This window comes from Sulfurovum sp. MH2-6, from assembly GCF_058374785.1.
The window spans coordinates 1,959,587-1,985,697 of sequence record NZ_CM178170.1 but is presented as its reverse complement, the minus strand read 5'-3'; the positions used below and the strand labels follow the sequence as shown (position 1 = coordinate 1,985,697).

Sequence of the window (26,111 nt, the reverse complement as noted above, 5' to 3'; positions counted from 1 at the left end):
TAAAGGAGATTTACCTAAAATACGCACCAAGAACTAGAAAGGTTGATGATGTCAGAAGAACCGAAAAACGTACCACAGTATACCCATTTGCACCTCCATACGGAGTACTCGTTACTGGATGGGGCCAATAAGATCAAAGCCTTGGCCAAGAAGGTGAAAGAGCTAGGTATGAATTCGGTCGCGATGACCGATCACGGGAATATGTTCGGTACGATCGACTTCTACAATACGATGAGAAAAGAGGGGATCAAGCCTATCGTCGGGATGGAAGCGTATGTACACAATCAGCCTGATATCGGAGACAAGAGTATCCGCCAGCGTTTTCACCTCTGTCTCTATGCCAAAAATGATGTGGGGTATAAGAACCTGATGTACCTTAGTTCCCAGGCGTATCTGAACGGGTTTTACTACTACCCCCGTATCAACTGGGATATGCTTAAAGAGCACGCTGAAGGTCTGGTCTGTAGCTCCGCCTGCCTTCAGGGTGAGGTGAACTGGCACCTGAACCTCTCCGACCGTAACGTAAAGTTCGGGGCTAAAGGGTATGACGAGGCGAAACGCGTAGCTCTCAGGTACAAAGAGGTCTTTGGGGATGATTTCTACCTGGAGATCATGAGGCACGGTATCGGTGACCAGTACAATATCGACAAACAGATCATTCAGCTCTCACAGGAGACGGGGATCAAGATCGTCGCTACCAACGATACCCACTATACCAATCCACAAGATGCAGATGCACACGAAGCCTTCATGTGTATCGCAATGAACAAACTCTATGATGACCCTAACCGTATGCGTCACTCGGTCCATGAATTTTATGTCAAGTCCCCTGAAGAGATGGCAAAGCTCTTTGCCGATATCCCTGAAGCGCTTGAGGCTACTCAGGAGATCGCCGATAAGTGTAACCTGGAGATCAAACTGGGTAACCCGACACCTCCGAATTTCAAGTTCGCCAGAGAGAAAGCAGCAGCGATCGGTCTGGAACTGCCTGAACCGGATGAAGAGTACTCTTTGGCCAATGATACGGCCCTCTTTATCGAAGAGTCAAGACGGGGGCTGGAAGAACGTCTGAAGATCGTAGACCCCTCCAAACACCAGGAGTACCGTGAAAGACTACAGACAGAGATAGATATCATTACCAGTATGAAATTCCCTGGATATATGCTGATCGTATGGGAGTTCGTTGATGCAGCCAAACAGATGGGTATACCGGTAGGTCCCGGGCGTGGATCTGCAGCGGGATCTCTGGTCGCCTATGCCCTGCGAATTACCGATATCGATCCGATGCCTTACGGCCTGCTCTTTGAGCGGTTTCTGAATCCCGAGCGTGTATCGATGCCGGATATCGATATGGACTTCTGCCAGGCCCGCCGTCAGGAGATACTTGACTATGTGATCGACAAATACGGACGGGTGAACGTGGCCCAGATCATTACCTTCGGTAAACTTCTTGCCAAAGGGGTGATCCGTGATGTTGCGCGGGTACTGGATATGCCTTACTCCAAGGCCGATGCGATGGCAAAACTGATCCCGGATGAACTGGGGATAGACCTGAAAAATTCGTATGAGAAAGAGCCTAAGATCAAAGAGCTCCTAGAGAGTGATCCTCTGGCAGCACGTACCTGGAAGTATGCGCTGGCACTTGAAGGTCTGAACCGTAATGCCGGTACCCATGCCGCAGGGGTGGTGATCTCAAATGAACCGCTCTGGAAAAAGACGCCGCTCTTTAAACCTTCAGGACTCGATACGCTTGCAACACAATACAGCGGTAAGTATGTCGAGGATGTGGACCTGATCAAGTTCGACTTCCTTGGACTGAAAACACTTACTGTCGTTGAAGAGGCCAATAAACTGGTGGAGAAACGCCACGGAAAGCGTATCGACTTTGTCAAGGAGAATATCAACGACAGAGGTGTCTATGACTATATCTCTACCGGTGAAACACTGGGGCTGTTCCAGATCGAATCGGCGGGTATGCAGGATCTGGCGAAGAAACTGAAGCCGTCAGGCTTTGAAGATGTTATTGCGATGCTTGCACTCTATCGTCCGGGTCCGATGGAGTCGGGGATGCTAGATGACTTTGTTGAGCGTAAACACGGACGTGCGGAGATCACCTATATGTTCCCTGAGCTTGAACCGATACTCAAACCGACCTACGGGGTTATCGTCTACCAGGAACAGGTGATGCAGATCGTACAGACGATCGGTGGTTTCAGTCTCGGTGGTGCAGACCTTGTCCGTCGTGCGATGGGGAAAAAGATCAAGGAGGAGATGGATAAGCTCAAAGAGCAGTTTGCCGAAGGTGCCGAGGAAAAAGGCTTTAACCGGACCAAAGCGGAAGAGCTTTTCGACCTGATCGTGAAGTTTGCCGGATACGGATTTAACAAATCCCACTCTGCAGCCTATGCACTGGTTACGTTCTATACCTCCTTCTTGAAGCGCTACTATCCTACGGAGTTCATGGCGGCGATCCTGACTCTGGAGAAGAACAACACGGATAAGGTTGTCAAGTATGTCGATGAGCTGAAACGTATGGATATCGACCTTTTGCCACCGGATGTCAATATCTCCGGACTCGTTTTCGAGGCGAAAGAGCTGGAGGGAAGAGAAGTTGTCATGTTCGGTATGGGGGCGATCAAAGGTGCAGGCGATATCGCGATCAAGTCTATCCTGGAAGCACGTAAAGAGGGAGAGTTCAGGGACCTGAGCGACTTTGTCTCAAGGATAGACTCCAGCAAGGTCAATAAAAAGGTCATCGAGTCACTGATCAAAGCCGGGGCACTTGACTGTTTCGGCTACTCCCGCCATGCAATGCTCTCCCAGGTAGAGGATATCATAGAGGCAGCCAAGAAGTCGGCCGATGCGAAAAAGATGGCAGAAAACTCACTCTTTGGCGGCGGTGCAGAGATGACTGCTGTGACGTTGACGCTTTCGGAGATGCCTGAGTTTGAACCGATGGAGATCCTGGAGATGGAGAAAGCGTCGCTTGGATTTTATGTATCGGGGCACCCGCTGGACAAGTTCCGTGAGACGCTGGAGGGTATCAACTATACATTGAGTTCCGAGATCGATGATCTTGCTGACGGATCACAGGCACTCTTTATCGGAAAGATCGAGGAGATCACTGAAAAGATCAGTAAAAAAGGGAACAAATTCGGTATCGCCAACATTATGGACCTGCACGGGAATATCGAACTGATGCTCTTTGAAAATCGCCTCAAAGAGCTTGAAGAAGATTTTGATATTACCAAACCGATCGCCTTTAAGGTAAAGATCACCAAAGACGGTGATTTTACCCGTATGAATATTCTCAAGATAGAATCACTCAAAGATGCCAAAAAAGAGAAGATCAAAGTGAAAAAAGAGGAGAAGCATGTTGAAGAGCCTGAGCAGCCACCGCTTATACTGGCACTCAATCTCATGCCTGATCCCAAGATCGCAGAAGAGCTCATGTGTTTGGCTGCAAAGTATCCGGGTAAACGGCCGCTTGAACTGCACATTAAATCCAAGCTGGCGGATGTAGTGATCGAAAGCAAGATGAAAGTCAGTGAGCTTATGTTGGAGGAAGCCAAAGAGCTGGGTGTCTACCTCGAAGAGGCATTGGTTGTTGAGGAGACCGCTTAAGAAGGGGAAAGCTGTAAACTGTGTGGCCTGCCCTATGGTAGCGGGTTTTGTAGATTCAAAACATAAAAAAGGAGAGACAAGATGTGGTGGAAGTTGATACTTTTGATCTCTTTATTCACGTTGAGTGATGCCCAGGATTCGCCAAAGATGCTTCATGCACATAGTATTGAGGTAAAACATCAAGCTATGGATGGCACGCTACAAGTGATAAGCGTTGCCAGAGATTCAGACCTGAGATGCAGAGAAGTTCCTTTTGACGGTAAGACGTTCTGGAGTGGGGAGTATCCACTTGAAACAGTACCTGATTTCTGTCAAAAGCATTTTATTACGACAGCCGGTAAGCTCTCTCCCATGAAGATGCATGAGAAGATCGATACCTTCGGTGAACTTGAGGTCCTGGAGTTTCTTGAAGAGCTTCAGGAAGATGAGCAGATGCTTTTTGTGGATAGCCGTAAGGAGGGATGGTACAAAGCACGAACGATTCCCGGTGCAGTCAATATCCCCTTTATCTACTTTACAGAACAAGGAAAATGGGAAAAAAAGAAACAAGAAGCACTTGAGCTACTGGGTATAAAAGTGACCAAAGAGGGGTTTGACTTTTCTGACGCCAAGAGAGTGCTTTTTTTCTGTAACGGTGTATGGTGCAGACAGTCGCCACAGATGATCGAAGCACTGCTTGAGATGGGGTATCCGCCTGAAAAGATGAAGTGGTACCGTGGTGGACTGCAGAGTTGGCTGAATGTGGGTATGACCTCGCTGGTCCCTTCAGAGGAGAAGAGATGAATATACTGGCGCTTATCGTACTTGCGGTAGCACTCTCTCTGGCACTCAATCTGTTACTAAAGCGTTTGGATGTCTCCACTATCGTAGGGTATATCTTTACCGGTTTTATTGTCGCAACTTTTTTTGACTATGCCAAGATCGATCAGCATGTTCTGGCTGAACTGGCAGAGTTCGGGGTGGTCTTTTTGATGTTTACTATCGGTCTGGAATTTTCCCTGACCCATATGAAGCGTATGAAGTTGGAAGTATTTGTATTTGGGATACTGCAGGTGACTCTTACGGCACTCCTTTTTACCTACCTGAGCATTACGCTGTTTGATATGACAATGAAGAGTGCGTTGGTGGTAGGGATGGCACTCTCCCTCTCCTCTACAGCGATCGTACTTACCACGCTGAATGCCAATGGTGATATCCACCGGCCTTATGGAAGATATGCATTGGGAATCCTCCTCTTTCAGGATGTTGCTGTGATCCCTATCTTGCTGATGGTCTCATTTTTGGCGAAGCCCTCCGATTCGGTATCGGATATCGTTCTGGGGACGCTCTTCTCCGGTTTTATTGTGATCTTCACGCTTTTTGTTTTGGGAAAATATGCAACAACAAAATTTTTGGGTGCCGTAGTCGATAGTAAAAAACAGGAGCTCTTTATCCTGGCTATACTGCTGATCGTCCTCTCGGCATCACTGCTGGCACATGTGTTCGGGTTCTCTTATTCATTGGGGGCGTTTATTGCCGGGATGCTGATCGCAGAGAGTAAATACAAACATCAGATTGAGGCAGATCTTGTACCTTTTAGGGATATCCTTCTTGGGCTTTTCTTTATTACGGTAGGGCTTCAGATCAACCTTGAAGTAGTAAAAGAGTATTTTTTTGTCATTGCAGGGCTGACCGTTGCGATACTTCTATTAAAAGCGATCATTATCTTTGCAATCACAGTCCTCTTCTCTTTTCCGAAACGTGCCTTTAAGACAGCACTGGCACTGGCACAGGTAGGGGAGTTTTCGTTTGCCGTCTTTGCCTTGGCCAAGTCCTATGCCCTTGTGGATAATGACGTCTTGCAGGTACTGATCTCGGTAGTCGTAGTCTCTCTTGTCTTTACGTCATTGGCAGTCAAGCATGTCAGGGCTTTTACAAACCTCTTTTATCAAAATCCGTCTGAAGCGATGAGAGAGCCTATCTGTTCTACCTGTATCGAGCATCATATTATGGTGTGTGGTTATTCACTGCTTGGTCAGCGTATCGTAGAAGAGCTTAAATCCCAGGGGATCACTTATGTGGCGATCGAGCATGACAGAAGCCTGGTTGAGTTGGGGCAGCAGAAAGGTGACAGTGTCTTTTTTGGAAATGCGGCCTCGCAAACACTCTTGAATGCATTAGGTGTAAAAGATGCGATTGCGGTGATCATCGCAATTGATAATGATGAGAAGATCCGTCTGATCTGTGAGGCCATTCATAACATTGATGAGAGGATAGATATTATTCTCAAAGTCTCCGACCGCAGGCAGATAGAAGAACTTTCGGATCTCCCTATCAAAGGTTTTATCAATCAAAATGAAAAGGTAGCAAAATTACTGGTTGACCAGGCATTGAAGTGTGAGATGGCTTAATCCCGCTGCAATACCACTTTTATGAAGTGATCTGCTCATCGTAAGAGATTGGTATATATACTGATAGCAAAGTGGTAGAAATATGTTGTTACGATGGAGCGAATTGATACGTGGTGTGTACAAAATGTTTTCGAAATGTTACATTATGATATAAAAACAGAGAATAAATTGTGACAATCAATCTAAATTCAGGATTGTATTTTTGCATTCGCCCCTGCTCATTCTTCAATAATATGCCATTTTTGTGTAATATAGAAACAGTTTTAACGGATAACTTTTTGATAACAAAGAGTTTCATTCTCCTTATACAGAAATAGTGCTACACTAGTTCCACTAAAACAAAAAAGTAAGGAACAATTATGGCAAAAATCATTTGGTCAAAAATTGATGAAGCTCCGGCTTTGGCAACATATTCATTTTTCCCAATGGCAGCAAAATTTTGTGCGGCTGGTGGTGTAGAACTTGAACAAAGTGACATTTCACTTGCTGGGCGTGTACTTGCAGCGATGGGACTAGCTGAAGATGAACTTGCAAAACTAGGTGAGTTGGTACTTCAACCGGAAGGTAACATTATCAAGCTTCCAAACGTTTCAGCATCAGTTGGACAACTTAAAGACTGTATTGCAGAGCTTCAAGGTCAAGGATATGATATCCCTAACTACCCTGAAAACCCGGCAAACGACGAAGAAAAAGCGATTCAGGCAAAATACAGTGTATGTCTGGGGTCAGCGGTTAACCCGGTACTAAGAGAAGGTAACTCTGACAGACGTGCAGCAAAAGCGGTGAAGAACTATGCAAAGAATAACCCGCATAGACTTAAAGCATTCTCTGAAAACTCAAAAGCATATGTAGCACATATGGAAGGTAAGGGAGATTTCTACGGAAACGAGAAGTCTGTAACGATGGAGAAGGGTCAAAAAGTAACGATCGCGCTTAACGGTAACGAATTGAAGACGATCGATGCAGTGGACGGTGAAGTACTTGACGGTACATTCATGTCTGTAAAAGCACTCAGAGCATTCTATAGAAAAACGATCGAAGATGCGAAAGCAAAAGGTGTGATCTGGTCAGTACACCTTAAAGCGACAATGATGAAGATCTCTGATCCGATCATGTTCGGACACGGATTTGAAATCTTCTTTGAAGATGTATTCAAAAAGTATGCAGATACGTTTGCAGAAGTAGGTGTAAACCCTAACCTTGGTATGTCTGATCTTGAGAAGAAGATTGCCGGTCATGCGCAAGAAGCTGAGATCAAGGCGGCATTCCAGGCAGTCGTTGAATCGGACAGCCCGAAAATCGCAATGGTTGACTCTGATAAAGGTACAACGAACTTCAATGCGCCAAACGATATCATTATCGATGCATCTATGCCGGTTGTAGTAAGAGAAGGTGGTAAACAGTGGGATAGAAACGGTGATGCGCTAGAGTGTGTTGCTGTGATCCCTGACAGTACTTATGGAATGTTCCACCAGGAGATGGTAGCTGACTGTGTGAAAAACGGTCAATATGATGTTACCACAATGGGTACTATGCAAAACGTTGGTCTTATGGCACAAAAAGCGGAAGAGTACGGTTCTCACCCAACAACTTTCGAACTTCCTGAGGCGGGTACGGTCACTGTAACGGCTGAAGACGGTACAGAGCTTATGAGCTTTGAGTGTGAGGCAGGTGATATCTGGAGAATGTCAAGAGCAAAAGATATCCCGATCAAAGACTGGATCAGACTTGCAGTTGAGAGAGGTCAGATCGAGCAGATCCCTGTAGTGTTCTGGTTGGATGAGAACAGAGGTCACGATGCTCAGATGATCGAAAAAGTCAACAAGTATCTGCCGGAATTCAACACGGATGGTCTGGAGATCCACATTATGGATATCGCATCTGCAACAAGATTCACAAACGAGAGAATCAGAGCAGGTAAAGACACGATCGCAGTAACTGGTAACGTTCTTAGAGACCACTTGACAGATATGTACCCGATCTTGGAGCTTGGAACATCAGCGAAAATGCTCTCTATCGTTCCATTGCTTGCCGGTGGTGGTCTGTTCGAAACAGGTGCAGGTGGTTCAGCGCCTAAGCACGTTGACCAATTCCTTGCAGAAGGTCACCTCAGATGGGATTCACTTGGTGAGTTCCTGGCACTTGCAGAGTCACTAAGAATGATCGAGCAAAAATACCCGGATGCGAACCTTGCAGCTGTAACGGCAGCACTGGATGTGGCTAACCAGGGTTACCTTGATAACAACAAGGCACCATCAAGAAAATGTGGTGAGCCGGACAACAAGGCATCTCACTTCTTTGTAGCGCAGTACTGGGCAGAAGCACTTGCTGCTTCAGACAATGCGGAATTGGCTGAGAAGTTCGCTCCTGTTGCAAAAGCGCTGAAAGAGAATGAAGCGAAGATCATGGAAGAGTTGCTTGCTTCAGAAGGTAAAGCGCAAGATATCGGTGGTTACTTCCACCCGGATGATGCTAAAGCTGAAGCAGCGATGAGACCGTCTGCAACACTTAACAGCATTATCGATGCGATCTAAGTCGAAACGTTATGCCACAGAGGGAGTGAATCCCTAGTGGCCTAATCTGTTTCTATTTTAGACACTGTACGCACTGCATCAAGCTTGATACAGTGTCTCTTACCAAAATATGCCAACATTTTGGTATACTAATCTTCTCAGATATTTCTGACAATAACATAGGGTAGTCGACTTTAGAGGGCACACGCAAGATCAGGCAACTTTCACAACATCTCTGGCTTTTTCTTAGGCTAGGCACTTATTCGCAGGACTGGCTATGGCTAATTCAAGAGTAAGTAACGACGCATAAGAGGGAAAGCGAGAGATGCCCGAAGGGTGAATAAGAAAAACGTAATCTTTCACAAGATGTTTACTTCATCTTAGCTAAAGCTAGGATTTGAAATCCTCTTGCAAAATCTTACATTTTTCTTATCCATTGTGAAGGTTTCCTGATCTTGCTTGTGTCCTATAGCATTGCAAAACATTATTGATGATCTTACGGGCAATAAGCCCTAAAATGATGAGTTATGTTTTGCTAAAGAGTCACCCTATGAATCTCACAAAAAAGGATTCAAATGGCTAAAGGTAAAAAAGTAACAGTGATTGGAACTGGAAACTTTGGTTCAACCGTCGCATTTATTTTGGCGATGAACGGTGCATGTCATAATGTTTTATTGCGCGGTAGAGACTATAACAAAGCAAAAGGTAAAGCACTGGATATGTCACAGGCAGCCAATGCTGCACGTCAACACACGGTAGTGAGGGCGGCTAAAGGGCCGGAAGATATGGCTGATTCGGATATCGTAGTCATTACTGCAGGGGCACCCAGAACACCGGGTATGAGCAGAGATGATCTATTGACAAAGAATGCTGATATCGTGAAAAAGTACTCAGAAGAGATTCGTGAGTATGCCCCTGATGCAGTTGTCATCGTAGTATCCAACCCGCTGGATGTCATGACTTATGTCGCACAAAAGGTTACCGGGTTCCCAAGAGAAAGGGTACTTGGTATGGCAGGGATATTGGATGCGGCGCGTATGGCACACTTTATCTATGAGAAACTTGAGTATGGTGCGGGACAGATCCGTGCAACCGTTATGGGTGGGCATGGTGATACGATGGTACCGCTTCCTAAGTTTACTACCGTTGCCGGTGTACCCATCGAAGACCTGCTTGATGCAGAACAGATCGGCGAGATCGTACAGAAGACAAGAACGGGGGGAGCAGAGATCGTTAACCTTCTTGGTGATGGTTCAGCCTATTATGCACCGGCTAAATCAACAGCGATCATGGTTGAAGCGATGCTGAGAGATACCAAGCAGATCCACTCTTGTGCGATTATGCTCGAAAATGACTATGGGTATTCAGGGATTGTTTCAGGTGTTCCGGTAATGATCGGAGCAGGAGGTGGAGAAGAGGTGATCAAGATGTCACTCAAACCACTTCAGCAAGAGCGTTTTGCAAAGTCAGTAGCCTCTGTACAGGAGATGGTTGATAAGCTCTATGAACTTAAATTCTTTGATAAAGAGGCATAGTGTGAAAGGACGCAAAGTAGGAATTGTAGGCGCCGGTGCAGTAGGTGCAACGGCGGCATACTCCCTCGTTATGATGGGGAGTTGTCATGAGATCGTTCTGTTCGATATCGCTGAAGGTGTGGCGAAAGGCAAAGCCATCGATATGGGGCAGGCAGCGCACTATTCGCCAAAAGGTACCAAGGTAACTGCGGTAGAGAGTGCTGCAGAGATGAAAGATTGCGATATTGTTGTGATCACTGCAGGGGTACCGAGAAAAGGTGATATGACAAGAGCAGATCTTTTAATGATCAATGCCAAAATCATGAAAGATGTAGTAGGTGATGTAGCAAAGCACTCTCCTGATGCCATCATCATCTGTGTTTCCAATCCTCTGGATGTAATGACCTACGTGATCCATAAGATGACAGGATGGGAACGTAACCGTATCATCGGGATGGCAGGTGCACTGGATGGTGCCAGAATGGCCTACCAGATCTATGAGACACTTGGGTACGGTATGACACAAACGGGTGATCTTGTGATCGGTGATCACGGACAGCATATGATCCCGCTACCGCAGAAGGTACAGATAGGGTCGGTGAATGCAAGTGAACTTTTGAGCCAGGAGCAGATGGATCAGATCATTGAACGTACAAAAAACGGCGGTGCCGAAATCGTAAAACACTTGGGTACGTCAGGATACTATGGTCCCGGCCGTGCAGTGGCGCATATGGTGGATGGGATACTCTCTGATTCACGTATCGTTGTCTCTTCTTCCGTGATGCTTCAAGGAGAGTACGGATATGAGGATATCTGTGTGGGTGTACCTGTGGTACTCGGTCGCAACGGGATTGAAGAGATCATTCAGATCGGTCTTGATGATGAGACACAAAGTAGGTTTAAAGTATCGGTAGATTCTATTCAGGAGAGCATCGATATCTTGACCGAGCATAAATTTTTTGAGTAGGATGTAAAATGAGAGAAATCGAATATAATGAGGTGGTAAAAGCCGTTAAGGATATGATCATGTATAGCGGTACAGATCTTCCTCAGGATACTTATGATGCACTAAAAGAGGCAATGGAAGAGGAGAAGTCACCTGTAAGTAAAGAGGTGATCCGTCAGATCCTTGAAAATGCCGATATCGCAAAAGATGAAAAAAGACCATTGTGTCAGGATACAGGACTTGCTGTTTTCTTTGTGAAGGTAGGTGATGAGGTAAAGATCAAAGGCGGCCTTTTGAAAGATGCGATCAATGAAGGGACAGAACAGGGATACACAGAGGGATACCTCCGTGCTTCGACATGTGAACCGTTCAGCAGAGCAAACCTTAAAGACACAGTGGGCTACAACCTTCCGGCGATCATCCACTTTGACCTGGTAGCAGGGGACAAGATAGCAATCGAATATGCGGCAAAAGGCGGCGGATCGGAAAACGTAAGTAGAGCGAGAGTATTTCCTCCTGCTGCAGGGAAGGAAGGTATCATCGAGTATGTAAAAGAGGTGATCAGTGATGCAGGCGGTAACCCGTGTCCTCCTATTACGATCGGTGTAGGTATCGGCGGAACATTCGAGAAGGCGACGATCAGCTCTAAGCATGCACTCTTTAGAGATATCGGCAGCGTAAACCCTGATCCGGAGATGGCAGAACTTGAAGAGACTATCCTTAATGAAGTGAACAAACTTGGAATCGGTGCAATGGGTATGGGGGGAACAAAAACAGCGCTTGCGGTACATATCGAAGCAAATCCATGTCACATCGCTTCACTGCCTGTTTCTGTGAATGTACAGTGTCACTCATCCAGACATACACATATCACACTATAAGGAGAAAGAGGATGGCAACATATAATTTGACAACGCCACTGAGCAGCGAAGATACAAAACAGCTCAAAGCAGGTGACACGGTATTTTTAAGCGGGACGATTTTTACTGCGAGAGATGCAGCACATAAAAGACTCGTAGAGCTTATTGAAAAAGGGGAGGAGCTGCCGTTTGATCTTGAAGGATCGGTGATCTACTTTGTGGGACCTACTCCTCCAAAGCCGGGTGACCCTATCGGCAGTGCAGGACCGACAACCTCTTACCGTATGGACAGTTATTCCCCTACGATGCTGAAGCATGGTTCAAAAGGAATGATCGGTAAAGGGAAAAGAAACCAGGAAGTGAAAGATGCATGTGTCGCATACGACGGTATCTATTTTGGTGCAACAGGCGGTGCCGGTGCACTTTTAGGGAAGCAGATCAAAAGTGCAGAAGTGATCGCTTACCCTGAACTCGGTCCTGAAGCTGTACGCAGAATCGAGGTCGAGAACTTTCCTGTCACGGTGATCAACGATACGTACGGAAGCGATCTTTACCAAATGGGTAGAGAGCAGTACGAAGTCAAAGATTAATCCTTTATTTTATCCACTTTTGTGCATACCCTTTTTAGGGTATGCATCTCTTCTTCACACAATCTTCTTTCTTTTTAAGTTCACTTAAATATTATCGGATATTATAGTTAAATATAAAGTACCTATAAAAGGATCGGTCATGCAATATCGTATAGAAAAAGATACAATGGGGGAGATGCAGGTACCTGCAGATAAGTACTGGGCTGCGCAAACACAACGTTCTGTCATGAACTTCGAGATCGGAGATGAGAAGATGCCTCTGGAGGTACTGTACGGTTTTGCAAATCTTAAAAAGGCATGTGCGCTGGTCAATAATCAATTAGGGCGTTTGAATGATGAAAAGACAGAAGCGATCGCCAAGGCATGTGACAGTGTGCTAAGCGGTCAACTGGATGATAATTTCCCATTGGTTGTCTGGCAGACGGGTTCGGGTACGCAGTCCAATATGAATATGAATGAAGTGGTGGCGAACAAAGCGACTGAGATACTTGGAGGAGAGTTTACCAAAGAGAAGCTTGTCCACCCCAATGATGATGTCAATAAGGGACAGAGCTCCAATGATACCTATCCTACAGCCATGCGTATCGCCGAGGTCGTCGCTGTGACAGACAGACTCATCCCCGCACTGAACCAGCTCAAAGAGACGCTGAAAGTAAAATCCAAAGCCTTCTCTGATATCGTCAAGATCGGAAGAACACACCTGCAGGATGCGACACCCTTGACATTGGGGCAGGAGCTTTCAGGGTATGTTGCCATGCTGGATACAAATCTCAAGCAGATCAATGATGCCCTGCAGTACTGCAGGGAACTTGCGATTGGCGGCACGGCTGTGGGTACGGGGCTGAACTCCCATCCGGGATTTTCACACAAGGTGGCAGCAGAACTCAATAGTTTTATGGAAAAAAATTACGGTTTTGTCTCTCAGCCCAATAAGTTCCATGCCTTGACCGGCCATGATGCCGAAGTGGTACTTTCCGGGGCACTGAAAGCATTGGCCGCAAACCTGATGAAGATTGCAAACGATATCAGATGGCTGGCATCAGGTCCAAGGTGCGGACTTGCAGAGATAGAGATCCCTGCAAATGAACCAGGATCATCCATCATGCCCGGTAAAGTGAACCCGACACAGGCGGAAGCAATGACGATGGTCGCGGTACAGGTCATGGGAAATGATGCTACTGTTGGTATCGCGGCAAGCCAGGGGAACTTCGAACTTAATGTATTTAAACCGGTTATTGCCTATAATATCCTACAATCTATCAGGCTTTTGAGTGATACGATGATCAGTTTTGACAAGAACTGTGCTATCGGTATCGTACCGCTGAAAAAGAATATAGATAGATTTTTACATGATTCGTTGATGTTGGTAACAGCGCTTAATCCGCATATTGGGTATGAAAATGCCGCAAAAATTGCAAAAACAGCGCATGCGAACGGTTCAACTCTGAAGGAAGAAGCGGTGAATCTTGGATTGATGAGTGCTGAAGAGTTTGATGCGGCAGTGAAGCCCGAAGAGATGATCGCACCTAAAGCGTAACAGTTTTGAGAGGAAGAGGGACTTCAATTTCTGTTATTTTCCTTTTTACCTCTCTAAAACTGTGTAGATACAATACACTTTTTCAAAATCAATGGAACTAATAATAGAATTAATCCTATATTATCTGATGAAATCCTATAATATATCCATTAATTTGTAATTTTAAAGGAGATAACGTGAATATTCATGAGTATCAGGCAAAACAAATTTTTGCTAAATATGGTGTTCCTACGCCAAGAGGTATCGTTGCCAACACTCCGGATGAAGCAGCTAAAAATGCAGCAGAGCTCGGTGGAGATATCTGGGTAGTAAAAGCACAAATCCATGCAGGTGGTAGAGGACTCGGTGGTGGTGTAAAACTTGCGAAGTCTATCGATGAAGTGAGAGAGCTTGCTGGCGAGATCCTTGGAATGACACTTGTAACACACCAGACCGGACCGGAAGGTAAACTTGTACAGAAAGTTTACATCGAAGAGGGTGCAGACATCAAAGACGAGCTATACCTTGGTGTGGTACTTGACAGAGCAAAAGAGATGCCTGTGATCATGGCTTCTACCGAAGGTGGTATGGAGATCGAAAAAGTAGCAGAAGAGACTCCAGAAAAGATCATCAAAGTAGCCGTTGACCCTGCAATCGGATTCCAAGGTTTCCACGGTAGAGCGTTGGTATTCGGTCTTGGAATTACTGATAAAAACGAGCAGAAAAAATTCATCGATTTTGCTTCAAAACTTTACAAGCTTTATATGGAAAATGATGCTGAACTTATCGAGATCAACCCACTGATCAAGACCGGTGCGGGTGATTTCCTGGCACTAGACGGTAAAATGGGATTCGATGACTCAGCACTGGGACGTCACCCTGAAATTGAAGATATGAGAGATATCTCTGAAGAAGATCCGGATGAGAGAGAAGCAAGCCGTTATGGACTTAGCTATGTTGCACTTGACGGTGAGATCGGATGTATGGTTAACGGTGCAGGTCTTGCAATGGGAACAATGGATACGATCAACTATATGGGCGGAACGCCGGCAAACTTCCTGGATGTTGGTGGTACTGCAAATGCGGAAACAGTGGCAAAAGGTTTTGAGATCATTCTTAAAAACCCGAATGTAAAAGCGATCTTTGTAAACATCTTCGGTGGTATCGTTAGATGTGACCGTATCGCTAACGGTATCCTTGAAGCAACGAAACTGACTGATGTACATGTACCGGTTATCGTCAGACTTGACGGTACGAATGCCCCGGAAGCAGCAGAGATTCTTAAAAATGCAAATATCGAAAATGTTATCGCAGCGACTGACCTTGCAGATGGTGCAGCAAAAGCAGTAGCAGCAGCAAAAGGAGAGTAAGAGATGAGTATTCTAGTAAACAAAGAGACAAAAGTAATCGTACAGGGTTTTACGGGTGGTGAAGGTACATTCCACGCCGAACAATGTCTTGCATACGGTACAAATATTGTTGGTGGTGTTACACCGAACAAAGGTGGTCAAGAGCACCTTGGAAAGCCGGTATTTAACACAGTAAAAGAAGCGGTTGACGCAACCGGTGCTACAGTTTCTATGGTATTCGTTCCACCTGCATTTGTCGCTGATGCAGTGATGGAAGCGGCGGATGCAGGTATCGAACTTGCCGTGATCATTACGGAAGGTGCACCGGTACGTGATATGCAGGCAGCAAAAGCTTATGCAACAAAGCACGGTATGAAAACAATCGGGCCAAACTGTCCGGGGATTATCACAGCTGAAGAGTGTAAGATCGGTATCATGCCTGGTATGATCTTCAAAAAAGGTAATGTAGGTCTTATCTCTAAATCCGGTACATTGACATATGAAGGTGCAAACCAGGTATGTAAGGAAGGATTTGGTATCACTACTGCTGTAGGTATCGGTGGTGACCCGATCATCGGTCTTTCTTATAAACAATTGTTGCCAATGTTCGAAGCGGATCCTGAAACGGAAGCGATCGTTATGATCGGTGAGATCGGTGGGGATCTTGAGATCCAGGCAGCGAAGTTTATCAAAGAGAATATCACTAAGCCTGTTGTTGCTTTCATTGCAGGACAAACTGCTCCGAAAGGTAAGAGAATGGGGCATGCCGGTGCGATCGTATCTGGTAGTGCAGGTACTGCTAAAGAGAAGATGGATGCACTCGAAGCAGCAGGTGTTAAAGTCGTTGTTTCTCCGGCAGAGATCGGTAAAGCGGTTAAAGAAGTTCTTTCCAAGTAAGAATCTAAAAGATTCTCTTTTTCTCAGGGATTCCCCTGGGAAACACTCTCCACTTTCTATAAAATAAATTAATTTACACACATTTTATATAGTTTTTTACTATAATTTCCTAATATGCATAAAAGGTATAAGTATGACAAGAATTACAAGCATTAAAATGCAGTGCAAGAAAGCACAAAATATTTTGTGTAAAATTCAGTACAATGGAGGCATTAAATGATAAGTCGTAAACAGACATTTGAAGTGCTGAATGTGAAATGTGGCGGATGTGCATCAACACTGAAGTCAAAACTTTCTGAAGAGTTCGGAGAAGTAGAAGTAGATCTGACTAAGGAGCCTCGGGAAATTACGGTAGATATCGCAGATGAGAGGATAGCGCAACTCAGAGCAGCACTCAAAAAGCTTGGTTATCCTATGAAATCTGAGCAGATGGGCTTTGTTGAAAACAATACAATGAAGGCAAAAAGTATCATCTCTTGTGCTATTGGGAAAATGAATCAATAAAAGAGTCAACGGGTCCAGTTTTTCTTGCTTCGAAATGTAACAAAATCACTTATAGTTACAATAATGCTATGTTATTCATAGCCTCCTTAGAGAAACTAGTGTATCCTCAACCATAGTGAATTGTTTATCTCACTTAAATATAATATATTAAAGGGGCACAAATGGCAGTAATGACAGCACCAGAGAATACTCCGGTATGGGTAAATACAGCTAGATGTAAAGCTTGCGATATCTGTGTGGATGCATGTCCGGCAGGTGTACTTTCTATGAAGGCAGAGCCAAGTTCAACACTCGGTGCAATGATTTCAGTAATTGCACCTGATTCATGTATTGGATGTAACGAGTGTGAACTTTCATGTCCAGACTTTGCAATATATGTTGCTGAGAAGAGCGAATTTAAATTTGCTAAACTTTCTGACGCGGCAAAAGCAAGACAAGAAGCAATTACAAATAATGGGTATAGACTACCTGCGGACTATAAGGAGGCTAACTAATGGCGGAATTAAGAGAAATTATATCAACTGGTAACGACCTTGCTGCGATTGCAGCGGTAGATGCTGGATGTAGATTTTTTGGTGGATATCCTATTACTCCATCAAGTGAAGTAATGCACACGATTTCTGACCTTCTACCTGCTGTAGGCGGTACAGCGATTCAGATGGAAGATGAGATCGCTGGTGTTGCTGCAGCAATCGGTGCAGGTATGTCAGGTATCAGAACATTGACAGCGACTTCAGGACCTGGTATTTCATTGAAAGCTGAAAACCTTGGTCTTGCTCAGATGGCAGAAGTACCGTTGGTTGTTGTAAACGTTATGAGAGGTGGTCCATCAACAGGTCTTCCTACACGTGTTGCACAAGGTGACGTTGCTCAGGCTAAGAACCCAAGCCACGGTGATTACAAATCAATTACTGTATGTGCCGGTAACCTTGCAGAGTGTTATACTGAAACAGTAAGAGCGTTTAACCTTGCTGACAGATTCATGCAACCGGTTTTCGTACTGCTTGATGAGACACTCGGACACATGCACGGTAAGGCAATGATCCCTACTGTAGAAGAAGTTCAGGCAGGAATCAAACCGAGAAAATCATTTGACGGTGCACCTGAAGACTACAGACCATATGATGTAGCACAGGATGAGCCTGCGGTACTTAACCCGATGTTCAAAGGGTACAGATACCACTATACAGGACTACACCACGATGCAATGGGATTCCCTACTGAAGAGATCGAAACCTGTAGAAAACTGATCGACAGACTCTTTAGAAAAGTTGATGAGCATACGGATGAGATCGAATTGAACGAAGAGTATAAGCTTGATGATGCAGAGATCCTTCTTATCGGATACGGTTCAGCATCACTTGCGATCAAAGAGGCGGTAGAGATACTTAGAGCTGAAGGCGTAAAAGTAGGTATGTTCAGACCTATCACACTATGGCCAAGCCCGGAGCAGAGAATGTACGAGCTTGGACAGAAGTTTGATAAAGTACTTTCTGTAGAGCTTAACCAAGGTCAGTACCTTGAAGAGATCCAAAGAGCGATGGGAAGAAAAGATATTGAGAAATTGACTAAAACAAACGGTCGCCCATTCTCTCCTGCTGATATTATTGAAAAGGTTAAGGAGGTATTCTAAAATGGCTTTTAATTATGATAACTATTTAAGACTTGAAAAAATGCCGACACTATGGTGTTGGGGATGTGGGGACGGTATCGTTCTTAAATCATTCATTCGTGCTGTTGAGAAGCTAGGACTCTCAAAAGATGAAGTATGTGTTGTTTCAGGGATCGGATGTTCAGGAAGATTCTCTTCTTACGTTGATTTCAACACAGTACACACGACGCACGGTAGAACAGTAGCATTTGCTACAGGGATCAAGCTTGCTAACCCTGATAAAACTGTTGTATGTGTTGCGGGTGACGGTGACGGTCTTGCGATCGGTGGTAACCACACGATCCACGGATGTAGAAGAAACATCGATATGACATTGATCATTATCCAAAACTTCATTTACGGTTTGACTAACTCTCAAACTTCACCGACAACACCACAAGGGATGTGGACAGTTTCACAAAAAGCCGGTAACATCGACCCGACATTTGACGGGTGTAAACTAGCTGAAGCTGCTGGTGCATCTTTTGTTGCCAGAGAAAACGTAACTGCTCCTAAAAAACTTGAAAAAGTATTTGTTGAAGCAATGAAACACAGAGGATTCTCCTATGTTGAGGCAATGTCAAACTGCCACATCAACCTTGGTAGAAAAAACAAAATGCAATCAGCAATGGAAAACCTTGACTGGATCGACAGCATTACGATGCCTAAGAAGAAGTATGACAAGCTTACTGAAGAGGAGCAACTTAACCTTCTTCCAACTGGTATCTTGAAGCAAGATACTGTAGTAAGAGAGTACTGTGATATGTATGAAGATATCAAAGCAGTGCATCAAGGTAAGCGTGGACCGATCACACAAGACGATTTCGTTAAGAAAATATAAGGAGAGAAGAACATGAGTAGAATTGTAATGAGATTTACCGGTGTTGGTGGTCAAGGTGTTCTTCTAGCAGGTGAGATCTTCGCAGCAGCGAAGATCAAAACAGGCGGATATGGTATCAAAACTGCAACGTATACTTCACAAGTACGTGGTGGACCGACTGTGGTTGATATCCAGTTGGACGATAAAGAGATCTTCTATCCGTATGCAATCGACGGACAGATCGACTTCATGCTCTCTGTTGCTGATGTAAGTTTCCAATCCTTTAAAAAAGGTGTACGTGAAGGTGGTACGATCGTAATCGAGCCAAACCTTGTGTTCCCAAGTGAAGAGGATAGAAAAAAATGGAACATTGTTGAGATTCCTATCATTACTATCGCAAAAGAAGAAGTAGGAAACGTGATCACACAATCCGTTGTTGCATTGGCTATCGCTAACACGTATATGGATGCGATCGAAGAGCAGACATTGATCGATACAATGCTTTCAAAAGTACCGAAAAAAGTACACGAGCTTAACCTTAAAGCTTTTGAACTTGGAAAAAAATACGCAAATGAAGCACAAGCTAAAGTAAACGCGTAACATTTTTTTCTTCAACCAAACAGGTTTCCCCTGTTTGGTATAGACCTCTTTCTCTTCTTATTAACAATTTTAATTTATATATAATTATTTTTTATCTGAATTGATTAAAAAATATTCATTTTTGAAATTAGTTTGTGTTGCATTCACGTTATACTGTATCTATGATGAAACGACTGATATTAACTCTTTCTTTGATAACCGGTACCGTGTGTGCAGATGAGCAGAAAGTACATAGACACCTCTCTTATCCTGCATCGGTTACATTGCTGCAGAGTATCGAGAGTGATGCCATTATTTTGGGAAAAGGGAAGCAAAAGGTCTATGTTTTTGTAGATCCTCTCTGTCCCCATTCACGTAAATTTATCACTATGGTCTCCCACAACCGTACGATGCTTTCCAAATACCGTTACGCTATCTTTCTCTATAGTATCCCCCGTTTAAAATCAACCGATGTTGTCTCAGCTGTCTATATGTCTCCCCACCCCAAAGATACTTTGTTACAGGTCATGGTCGAAGGGAAAGTACGTTCTGCGGAAGGGGATGAGGGCACAACTGAAAAAATTTCAAGGATCAACACTATTGCTGAAGAGATGGATGTCTATAAACGGCCTTATCTTTTCATAAAAAAGTGATGGAGACCATAGGAGTATTCAACCATGTATTATCACACACCCCATATCCATCGTTATGTAGATACGATCATCAAATTCCGCATACCTGTGATCATTTTTTATCTCTTGTTCGTTCTACTCATGGCTATACTTTATCCACCGAAGTTTCTCTCTACAGATGCGCTGTTTTGGCTCAAAGCTTCACATGAGTTGCAAAAAACAGAAGCAAAGCAGTTTGATACCCATCATCTTTCAAAGTTGGAGGTGAGGGTCAAAAAGTTTGATGAGCCCACACATGAAGCACTGAAGAGACTCCATGAAGCGCTTGTCGGGCTTGATGGTGTGGAGAGGGTCTCCTCCCTGTTTAGCAATGATTTTGTTGAGACGAAAAAGGGGAGCAGTGATTCGGAGATGTTAACGGTGATCAATACCGGAGAACTTGACACGCTGAGGCTTCACAAACTGCTGAAAGAGAGAGATAACGACTACAGTAACATGGTCGAAGATGATTATCATACATTCTACTATTTTATCAGCGGGGAAAATACAATCGATATCAGTGGATTAGAGATACCCGGAAGTTATCTCTATGATGCAAAAAACGGAGAGATAGAGTGGCCGATTTTAGGGAGTTACACCTTGATATTTTTATTGATTATGGTTGTAGTGTTTCGGCTTTTATTTAGAAACTATGTAGTATTTTTCAGTGCTCTTATGGTGATAGGATTGAGTACTGTGTTGACATTTACGCTTATCGTTATGCTCACGGGCATTGAGACGATGCATATCACGATGCCTTTTATTACGATCAGTATCGCTTTGGTGGATTTTTTGTATTTTTACTACCGTTGGCATGTCTCTCAATATAAAGTCAACAGACGTAATGCAGTGATTAAGATGTTGAACAGGAGTATGTTGCCTGCACTCTGGACATCTGTTATCACGATGTTGGGACTGGGCAGTTTAGTATTTATCGACTCGGAGATTATCCGGTTGCTAAGTCTTAGTGTGATCATCTCTTCTGTGACGGGTTATATGGTTAACCTGACTTTTCTACCGGCAATGTTGAGCTATTTTGAGCTTGAACATACCCATGTACCTTATGCCAAGATAGGCTATTTTTTTACTTCACGCGAGATTCACTATAACAAAACGTTCCTCTTTGGGTTTCTGGCGATCTCCTATATGCTGTTTATCACTGGAGCATATCTCATCTATGGGAAGAGTAACACTTTTTTCAAACTCAATGTGCACAATGAACAGGTAGCGCTCAAAATTCCCTACAACGAGATAGATCTTCCTTTGGTTCACTCTATTGAGCACTTTACAGAAGCTTTGGAAGAACGGTTTGAAGATGAGATAGGGGAGGTTGTCTCTCTCTCCTCTATTATCCATAACCTCAATGATGCAAACTCACAAACAGATGCACTGGATGAAGAAGCGTTACTTCAGGCACTCTTCTATATGGATCTTTATGGTTTAAGCAGCAAATATCTGGATGAAAACGCCGTGAATATCGTCATCAACCTTTATGACATCAATAAAGTAGCACTGATCGAGTGGTTATTACACTATAAGGGGATCGAACTCTATTTTATCGATCATGAAACACTGCTGGGAAGTGCAAAATACAACCAAACGGTGTTGCTTGCCAGTTCACTGCTTACTGCACTGTTGATCATCGGTTTTATCACCGGGTGGATCTTCCGCTCCAAGGCGATGGCTTTTGTAGGTTTCACGGTCAATGCTATGCCTATCATATGGTTTGGGATGATCGTTACGTTGCTTGCTATCCCGCTCAGTCTTGAGATGCTTATTGCTACGACGATCTCTTTGGGGTTGGCATCTGATGCCACTATCCATTTCGCATTCAAGTACTTCCGCTTACGCTACTTTGGCCGCAGCAGTAAACATGCACTTGAAAAGATGTACTTTTACTCGGGTATCCCCGTGATCATCGGCTCTATGATCCTTATCATCGTGTTTGCGATGTTATACTTCTCCCAGGTTCACTCTTTGGAGCTTATCGGATTGTACAGTGCTACATTGATTTTACTCTCACTCTTTACCGATATCTTTGTGTTGCCGGTGATGCTGTTGTTTATAGACAGGTTTAACGCTGCCCGTTCATAGAATTCTCTGCAGGGTATTGAATTTTATGCTATAATTCGCGCAAGGTACGACAGGTAGCTGCTGGTGACATCCCGTCACGAGAGGAAAGTCCGGGCTACATGCAAGACAGGGCTCCATCTAACGGATGGCCGGAGCAATCCGAGGGCAAGTGCAACAGAAAGTAGACTTCCGCGCAAGCGGTAAAGGTGAAACGGTGGGGTAAGAGCCCACCAGTGCCTGTGGTAACATGGGCAGCTAGGTAAACCCTTCCCGTAGCAAGAAGTACATGGTAATAAGTCTTGCTAAGCCGCCCCGAGCGGCAAAAGTACTTCGCTTGAGCGGTATGGCAACATATCGCCTAGATAAATAGCTATCCACGACAGAACCCGGCTTACGGCGTACCTTACCATTTTGCACAACTTATCATATCTTCATATAACTCCCATATAATAGCCATTTAAAGGCACTTTAACACGATTTAGTATTTTTGTAAATGTTACGTTATATTAATTAAATTGTATGTATTATTACAAAAAGGTGTATAAAAAAGTGTATAAAAAAATAAGTCTTTATACACCCCCCCTATGAAGGATGCATATGAGTGATATGGTAGCTACAAGATATGAGGGACTTTACTATCGAAAGAACAAACGTAATAAGAAAGTATTTTATGCTCGGTTCAAGATAGCCAAGAAGCCTTATCTAAGGAAGCTTGGTGAAGAGCCTGTGATGAATACTACTATGGCGAATGAGGCGAGGTTGAAGATGATCGCTGATATTAGGGGTGGTGCAGATGTGATAGATGAGAAGATATTTGATGAGTATTTTGAAGAGTATCTTGAGAACTGGCGCGCTACTTATAGTGAGAGCTGGTGGTACAATACCAAGCTAGCATACAATAAGCATCTCAAAGATATCATAGGGAAGAGTAAGCCGAGTGAGATGCAGCCGTTTGAGATACAGAAAGTGCTGAACGATCTTCTTCTCGGTAATAATGATAAAATCAAAAAGTATAAACCGTCTACCATCAAACATATGAAGAATGCTATTACTGGTACATTTGACCACATAATAAAGCAGGGGATAAATATCCGTAATATAGGCCGTGATCTAACTATACCAAGTTATGATAATAAGGTGTATTTCTCCATATCTGATGTGCAGGCAAAGAAGCTATTTGATGTGATACTTAACTACGATGATCCTAAGTGGAGAGCTTACTTTGTGTGGTTGCTGCATGGGAGGAGAAAGATGGAAGTAGCTGAGGCGCGCTGGGAGTGGTTGCACCTTCATGATATGGAGTATGTGATACCAGGGAAATATACTAAGTCAGGGAAAGACATCATAGCACCTATAACGAATTTACTCAAAGATGCACTCGAAAGGTATGGTATAAGGGAAGAGGGGTTTGTGTTTGTCGGTAATGGTCAGACCGGGCATATATCATCGACCGGCATTGACTTCCAGTGGAGGAATATCAGGGCTTTGGCAGGTGTACCAAAGATGAGACTGCATGATATACGTCACCTGATAGGATATATAGGGGTAAATAGCGGATATAGTCTTGAGCAGATCGGAGCAGTGTTATCACATGGATCTACAGAGACTACGAAACGTTACTCAAATATGAAGAGGGATACAGCTAGAGACGTACTGGGGAATATGTTTGATATGTATGTGAAGTAGAGAATTTATTTTTTTATATGGATTGCATCACCACAGTTAGGACACTCTATATAATCTAAGTGACCATTAAACTTTGCATTTGAAATTGCTATGATTATCTCCGGCATATACTCTTCAAGTGGCCTATAGTCTTCGCCTACTGTGACATGGCCTGTAATATCATACATTACACCATCGATACACGTTACTATATGGTCTGCCTTTTCGCTATACCATGCTACTGCTTGCGGAAATATAGAAAGTAGTATCTCATAAAACTTGTAGCAACTACCTCTTGTGTAGACTTGCTCAGACCATAGAAAAGAATTTCTTATTGCAGTAATTACATTCAATACTTTCATATTATTCTCCTATTAAATATAACTAAATAGCAACACTTTCCATGTATGCCTGCACCGACTTCTTTGAGTATCTATAAGGGCGTGTAGTTTTATAGAACTTCACTTTCCTTTCAGTTCTTAGATTGGCCAGTTTGCTTGGTCCGCATCCGATCATAGCAAGTGCTTCTTCTTGGCTGATGCTATCTTCTTCATCAGGTGATCTCTGCAGCTCTTCTTTTGCGATCTTTGCACCTTCAAGCATAGCCTGTTTGATGATGCCTTTGAACTCTTGATCAGATAATTGAATGTATGTTACGCCCATTGGTCACTCCTCTTCAGATAATCTATTAATTTCTAGATCTGATAGATTATTCATATCACCATCTACATCATCATCGAATAAACAGTTAAACATATCTACAAACATCGCAGCTTCATTAAAACTCTCAATAAGATCTTGCCTGTCACTGTCATATAAATCATATTCATATTTTTTGAGCATGTCTTCAATATTACCTTGAAGAGCATTCATAGCGTTAGTTGCATTTCTTCTCATCCCATCAAAACTTACTTGCATGTATTATCCTTTCATACTTTTTTCTTTTTGGTTCTATAAATGGTTTCTGGCAATCTTCATCAGGATGCTTCCCATATTGCCATTTTCCGATACTACAAATATGCTAAGGATCACGATCAGCGCATGTATCTATACTGTCAATGTGAGTACAAAAACCTCTATGACAATAAAACTTACAATCCGAGCAGTGCATCACCTATCCTTTCACCCCTGCAAACTCAAGCAGGTCTATTTCTTGTTCGTGCATCATTTCCTATCCACTAAAACGGGATCTCATCTTCACTGATGTTTGTATCAGGAGTTGTTCGGTTGTTTGGTTTATCGTGTGGTTATTGGGATGGTTGGCTGTGCGTTTGATCGTCTATGCTTCCAAGCATCTGCAGTTTTTCTACTGTCACTGAGTGCTTTGATCGCTTGCTTCCGTCCTGTGCTGTCCACTGATCAAGAGTTAATCTGCCATCAATCAAAACTTTGCTTCCCTTGCGTAGGTAATTTTTGGCGATCTCTGCTGTTCTTCCGAAGAAGGTAAGGTCTATGAACATCACTTCTTCTTTTTGTTCACCTGTTTGAGACTTGTGCTTTCTGTTGGTTGCGATCGATGTTTTACCGATCGCACTACCGCCTTGCGTGTACCTGATCTCAATGTCACGTGCAAGGTTCCCGGCTAAAATTACTTTGTTGTACATACCATCTCCTAGAAATGCTCTTCAGCCACACCGTCACGGCATGACCGATCCGTATAGACACTCGACATATAGCCGATAGTGTCAAGATGATCTCTCCACTTTTTGTCAAGTGCTTCCCAGTCCACTTCGCTAAGGCCGTTATGCCAAAATATGACGTGGCCATCACTAAGTATCTCGTGCTTCAGTTCCACAAAGTCCCATACTGCATCGAGTGTCTTGAGATCGTCTGTCTGCACGCAAAATGAGACAAGCTCTTCGAACTCCTGCAGTGCGTGGTTGTCTTTTAGAAATCTTATGAATTGTGCTTTCATAGCTTCTCCTCAACTGGCTCTACCGTCGCATCTG

Annotated in this window: 23 protein-coding genes, 1 other RNA gene and 1 pseudogene; 20 read left to right on the top strand and 5 right to left on the bottom strand. The window is 43.9% G+C overall.

Annotated elements, in window-relative coordinates; genetic code table 11:
- Positions 1-48: 48 nt before the first annotated feature.
- The 20 genes from dnaE to AC4JOV_RS10080 all read left to right on the top strand — a co-directional run bounded on the left by dnaE (position 49) and on the right by AC4JOV_RS10080 (position 24,183).
- Complete coding sequence (dnaE, locus tag AC4JOV_RS10175; RefSeq protein ID WP_229937690.1) at positions 49-3,624, top strand: DNA polymerase III subunit alpha; 3,576 nt, start codon at positions 49-51, stop codon at positions 3,622-3,624.
- An 81-nt stretch (positions 3,625-3,705) separates the two neighbouring features.
- Positions 3,706-4,407 carry a rhodanese-like domain-containing protein gene (locus AC4JOV_RS10170; RefSeq protein WP_229937691.1) on the top strand — a complete coding sequence of 234 codons (702 nt, stop codon included), beginning with the start codon at positions 3,706-3,708 and terminating at the stop codon, positions 4,405-4,407.
- A complete protein-coding gene (locus AC4JOV_RS10165; RefSeq protein ID WP_229937692.1) occupies positions 4,404-6,014 on the top strand; it encodes a cation:proton antiporter in 1,611 nt (536 codons plus the stop codon). Before AC4JOV_RS10170 ends, AC4JOV_RS10165 begins: the two co-directional genes overlap by 4 nt.
- A 359-nt stretch (positions 6,015-6,373) precedes the next feature.
- Positions 6,374-8,548, top strand: a complete 2,175-nt coding sequence (locus AC4JOV_RS10160; RefSeq protein WP_229937693.1) for an NADP-dependent isocitrate dehydrogenase — start codon at positions 6,374-6,376, stop codon at positions 8,546-8,548.
- 554 nt (positions 8,549-9,102) lie between these two features.
- Positions 9,103-10,062 (top strand): malate dehydrogenase, encoded by a 960-nt coding sequence (locus AC4JOV_RS10155; protein WP_229937694.1) that lies wholly within the window; start codon positions 9,103-9,105, stop codon positions 10,060-10,062.
- A gap of 1 nt (position 10,063) precedes the next feature.
- The gene (locus AC4JOV_RS10150; protein ID WP_229937695.1) at positions 10,064-11,008 is read left to right on the top strand and encodes a malate dehydrogenase; all 945 of its coding nucleotides are present in this window, start codon (positions 10,064-10,066) and stop codon (positions 11,006-11,008) included.
- A gap of 8 nt (positions 11,009-11,016) precedes the next feature.
- Positions 11,017-11,868 carry a fumarate hydratase gene (locus AC4JOV_RS10145; protein WP_229937696.1) on the top strand — a complete coding sequence of 284 codons (852 nt, stop codon included), beginning with the start codon at positions 11,017-11,019 and terminating at the stop codon, positions 11,866-11,868.
- 11 nt (positions 11,869-11,879) lie between these two features.
- The gene (locus AC4JOV_RS10140) at positions 11,880-12,437 is read left to right on the top strand and encodes a Fe-S-containing hydro-lyase (RefSeq protein WP_229937697.1); all 558 of its coding nucleotides are present in this window, start codon (positions 11,880-11,882) and stop codon (positions 12,435-12,437) included.
- A 139-nt stretch (positions 12,438-12,576) separates the two neighbouring features.
- Positions 12,577-13,974: a class II fumarate hydratase gene (fumC, locus tag AC4JOV_RS10135; RefSeq protein WP_229937698.1), complete on the top strand. Its 1,398-nt coding sequence runs from the start codon at positions 12,577-12,579 to the stop codon at positions 13,972-13,974.
- Positions 13,975-14,150: 176 nt separating this feature from the next.
- The gene (gene sucC / locus AC4JOV_RS10130; protein WP_229937699.1) at positions 14,151-15,323 is read left to right on the top strand and encodes an ADP-forming succinate--CoA ligase subunit beta; all 1,173 of its coding nucleotides are present in this window, start codon (positions 14,151-14,153) and stop codon (positions 15,321-15,323) included.
- Positions 15,324-15,326: 3 nt separating this feature from the next.
- Positions 15,327-16,199, top strand: coding sequence for a succinate--CoA ligase subunit alpha (sucD, locus tag AC4JOV_RS10125; RefSeq protein ID WP_229937700.1), 873 nt, complete (start codon positions 15,327-15,329; stop codon positions 16,197-16,199).
- A gap of 216 nt (positions 16,200-16,415) precedes the next feature.
- On the top strand, positions 16,416-16,703 hold the full coding sequence (locus AC4JOV_RS10120) for a heavy-metal-associated domain-containing protein (protein ID WP_229937701.1): 288 nt from the start codon (positions 16,416-16,418) through the stop codon (positions 16,701-16,703).
- A gap of 161 nt (positions 16,704-16,864) precedes the next feature.
- Positions 16,865-17,197 carry a 4Fe-4S dicluster domain-containing protein gene (locus AC4JOV_RS10115; RefSeq protein ID WP_229937702.1) on the top strand — a complete coding sequence of 111 codons (333 nt, stop codon included), beginning with the start codon at positions 16,865-16,867 and terminating at the stop codon, positions 17,195-17,197.
- Positions 17,197-18,336, top strand: a complete 1,140-nt coding sequence (locus AC4JOV_RS10110; protein ID WP_229937703.1) for a 2-oxoglutarate synthase subunit alpha — start codon at positions 17,197-17,199, stop codon at positions 18,334-18,336. The genes AC4JOV_RS10115 and AC4JOV_RS10110 overlap by 1 nt, the downstream gene beginning before the upstream one ends.
- Before the next feature lies 1 nt (position 18,337).
- Positions 18,338-19,195 carry a 2-oxoglutarate ferredoxin oxidoreductase subunit beta gene (locus AC4JOV_RS10105; protein WP_229937704.1) on the top strand — a complete coding sequence of 286 codons (858 nt, stop codon included), beginning with the start codon at positions 18,338-18,340 and terminating at the stop codon, positions 19,193-19,195.
- Positions 19,196-19,207: 12 nt separating this feature from the next.
- Positions 19,208-19,774 (top strand): 2-oxoglutarate:acceptor oxidoreductase subunit OorC, encoded by a 567-nt coding sequence (locus tag AC4JOV_RS10100; RefSeq protein ID WP_229937705.1) that lies wholly within the window; start codon positions 19,208-19,210, stop codon positions 19,772-19,774.
- A 161-nt stretch (positions 19,775-19,935) separates the two neighbouring features.
- Entirely contained in the window at positions 19,936-20,406 is a 471-nt protein-coding gene (locus tag AC4JOV_RS10095; protein WP_491522149.1) for a thioredoxin domain-containing protein, read from the top strand.
- 24 nt (positions 20,407-20,430) lie between these two features.
- Positions 20,431-22,518, top strand: coding sequence for an RND transporter family protein (locus AC4JOV_RS10090; protein ID WP_229937707.1), 2,088 nt, complete (start codon positions 20,431-20,433; stop codon positions 22,516-22,518).
- Between the two features lie 41 nt (positions 22,519-22,559).
- An RNA gene (rnpB, locus tag AC4JOV_RS10085) (RNase P RNA component class A) lies at positions 22,560-22,906 on the top strand.
- A gap of 188 nt (positions 22,907-23,094) precedes the next feature.
- Entirely contained in the window at positions 23,095-24,183 is a 1,089-nt protein-coding gene (locus AC4JOV_RS10080) for a tyrosine-type recombinase/integrase (protein WP_229937708.1), read from the top strand.
- A 5-nt stretch (positions 24,184-24,188) separates the two neighbouring features.
- On the opposite strand, the gene AC4JOV_RS10075 is transcribed toward AC4JOV_RS10080, so the two are convergent.
- The 5 genes and pseudogenes from AC4JOV_RS10075 to AC4JOV_RS10055 all read right to left on the bottom strand — a co-directional run bounded on the left by AC4JOV_RS10075 (position 24,189) and on the right by AC4JOV_RS10055 (position 26,077).
- Entirely contained in the window at positions 24,189-24,524 is a 336-nt protein-coding gene (locus AC4JOV_RS10075) for a hypothetical protein (RefSeq protein ID WP_229937709.1), read from the bottom strand.
- Positions 24,525-24,546: 22 nt separating this feature from the next.
- Complete coding sequence (locus tag AC4JOV_RS10070; RefSeq protein ID WP_229937710.1) at positions 24,547-24,825, bottom strand: helix-turn-helix domain-containing protein; 279 nt, start codon at positions 24,823-24,825, stop codon at positions 24,547-24,549.
- A gap of 3 nt (positions 24,826-24,828) precedes the next feature.
- The gene (locus AC4JOV_RS10065; RefSeq protein WP_229937711.1) at positions 24,829-25,080 is read right to left on the bottom strand and encodes a hypothetical protein; all 252 of its coding nucleotides are present in this window, start codon (positions 25,078-25,080) and stop codon (positions 24,829-24,831) included.
- Between the two features lie 356 nt (positions 25,081-25,436).
- A pseudogene (gene ssb, locus AC4JOV_RS10060) lies at positions 25,437-25,766 on the bottom strand (single-stranded DNA-binding protein); the annotation flags it as partial.
- Positions 25,767-25,774: 8 nt separating this feature from the next.
- Positions 25,775-26,077 (bottom strand): hypothetical protein, encoded by a 303-nt coding sequence (locus AC4JOV_RS10055; protein ID WP_229937712.1) that lies wholly within the window; start codon positions 26,075-26,077, stop codon positions 25,775-25,777.
- Positions 26,078-26,111: the final 34 nt, after the last annotated feature.